This is a genomic window from Campylobacter sp. IFREMER_LSEM_CL2090 (assembly GCF_025771865.1).
Taxonomy (GTDB): Bacteria; Campylobacterota; Campylobacteria; order Campylobacterales; family Campylobacteraceae; genus Campylobacter_D; species Campylobacter_D lari_D.
Map to the genome: position 1 here is coordinate 1 of NZ_JAKMRA010000026.1, position 2,416 is coordinate 2,416.

The 2,416-nt window shown below is 25.8% G+C and carries 2 protein-coding genes; both read left to right on the top strand.

The window, feature by feature from the left end; genetic code table 11:
- The first annotated feature begins 421 nt into the window (after positions 1-421).
- Positions 422-1,060 (top strand): ATP-grasp fold amidoligase family protein, encoded by a 639-nt coding sequence (locus L8V85_RS08245; protein WP_263668167.1) that lies wholly within the window; start codon positions 422-424, stop codon positions 1,058-1,060.
- On the top strand, positions 1,044-2,351 hold the full coding sequence (locus L8V85_RS08250) for an APC family permease (RefSeq protein ID WP_263737821.1): 1,308 nt from the start codon (positions 1,044-1,046) through the stop codon (positions 2,349-2,351). Before L8V85_RS08245 ends, L8V85_RS08250 begins: the two co-directional genes overlap by 17 nt.
- Positions 2,352-2,416 lie beyond the last annotated feature (65 nt).

The following is a 2,416-nucleotide window of genomic DNA, read 5'->3' on the forward strand; positions in this document are numbered from 1 at the left end:
CAAGCTCTTATACAAGCTAATAAAACTTGGTATAAAGGTGGATATGTTAAGATGTGGTTTGAGATTGGGAGAGTGTTGTATAAAAAGAAAATTGTTAAAGGAAGGAATTTAAAAAAAGCAACAGGGGGGGGGTATACAAGGAGAAGATTTAGATGAGCAGTATTTTATTAAAAGACATGAAAGTTTTTTTCATTATAAACCAGATTTTCGTAAACCTAAAACGTTTAATGAAAAAATAATACATAGAATTTTATTTGATAGAAGAGATATTTACACATTTTTAGCAGATAAAATAAAAGTAAGACTTTATATTCAATATATTTTAGAACATGGTGTATTAAATAATAACATATTTGAAGTTTTATCAAAAAATATTGATGAATTATCTAGTGAGCTTCAAAATACTAACAAATGTGTTTATTTGCCAAAAATATATGGTGTTTATAAGCATACAAAAGATATCGACTTTAATCAGTTACCTGATTCTTTTGTTATTAAGACAAATCATGATTGGGGTGGTGTTGTAGTTGTTGATAATAAAGTAAATTTCTTGGCAGATACTAATAAAAAAATAGAATGTTTAGCTAAATTACAAAAGCATTTAGATAGAAATTATTATGATATTTCAAAAGAGTGGCATTATAAAAATATAACTCCTAGGGTGTTTATAGAAGAAAATTTAAATCAAAATAATAATGACTTGAAAGATTATAGATTCCATGTTTTTTGTCATAAGACGAAATTTATACAAGTAGCCAACTCATCTCATACTTGTAATAATTTATATTATCCTAATTGGAAGGTATTTCCTATTGTATATCTTAATAAGCGAGATCCTAGGGAAATTGAAAAACCAGACAAATTGAAAAAAATGTTAAAACTAGCAACATTATTATCTACCGATTTTGATTATATTCGGGTTGATATGTATTATATAGATACTAAAATTTATATAGGCGAGCTTACATTTACACCAAATTGTGGTAAAGCTAAAATAGAGCCATCTGAATGGGATTTGAAACTAGGGCAAATGTGGAAAAGTGATGTTTTTAAATTATAATATATTATTTTTTTGTATTGGTTGTATTATTGGATGGGGTGCATTTGCCTTACCTGGAGTTTTATTTTTAGATTTGGGTTTTCTAAACTCTATAATAGGTTTGTTATTGGGTGCGCTGCTTATAATTATTATCGCAACAAATTATTTTAAACTTTCACAAATATTTCCACAAACAGGAGGAGAATTTTTATATACTTTGCATTTTTTTGGTAGAAAGCATGGATTTATTTGCGGTTGGTTCTTGGTTTTAGCATATTTGTGTATTATACCTTTAAATTTAACAGCCTTATCATTACTTTTTGATCATCTACAATTTGATTATATACAAAATAATGTTTTATATTATATTAATAATAAACCTATATATTTGAATAATATTGTTTTATCTCTTTTAATTTTGACATTGGTGCTATATATTAATTTAAAAGGTGTGAAGATTGCCCTATATATTCAAAATATTTTAACAGCAGTGATATTTATTAGTATTCTTTTTTGTATAGTAGGTATGTCATCCAGTGAAATTTCTTGGAAAAATTTAATAAGTTATGTTTTAAACCAAGATATAAATTTAGAGAGTATTTTAAAAATAGTCGCAATATCCCCTTGGTTGTACATAGGATTTGATTGCGCTGTTCAGATTATCCAAGATGTAAAACATAAAAATTTTCATGTTTTTAATAAGTTGGTTTGTGCTTCTATTATTATAGGATGTTTTATTTATATTTTAGTTTTAACAATCGCCGCTTTTTCATATCCATATCTTTATTTTAAAAATACTATATGGGTCGTCGGACAAGGAGTGGAGAATTATTTTGGCTTTTATGGTTTACTTATACTTTCACTTGGAGTATTTTGTGCTATTGTAAGTGGTGTAAATGGATTTTTTATAGCAACATGCAAAGTTATTTACTCTTTAAGTGAAAACAATATTATATCAAAACAGTTCACACGGACAAATCAACATAATTCTCCTATTTTAATATGTTTTTTTGTTGCAGGTATATCAGCTATATTACCTTTTTTTGGAAGGGAATATTTATTGTATGTAGTTGATATGTCTTCTATTGGAATTATCGTATCTTTTTTATATATTAGTTTAATAAATTTTAAATTTTTTTATTCATCATTTATAGATAAAACTAGAAGTTTAATTTCTTTGGTATTGAGTAGCATCTTTTTATTTTTATTGTTATTTCCAAATTCTCCAGCTGCACTAAAATACCCATCTCTTATAATGCTTATACTTTGGGTGTTCTTGGGGATTATTTTTTTAAAAATTCGGAAGATGTAGTGACTAATGTTAACTACTAAAATTTCTGATATAATATCAAAAATAATTAAGGTTATGTATATATG

Excerpts from the sequence above, each read along its gene's own strand:
- L8V85_RS08250 (WP_263737821.1), top strand. The coding sequence starts at position 1,044 with ATGTTTTTAAATTATAATATATTATTTTTTTGTATTGGTTGTATTATT.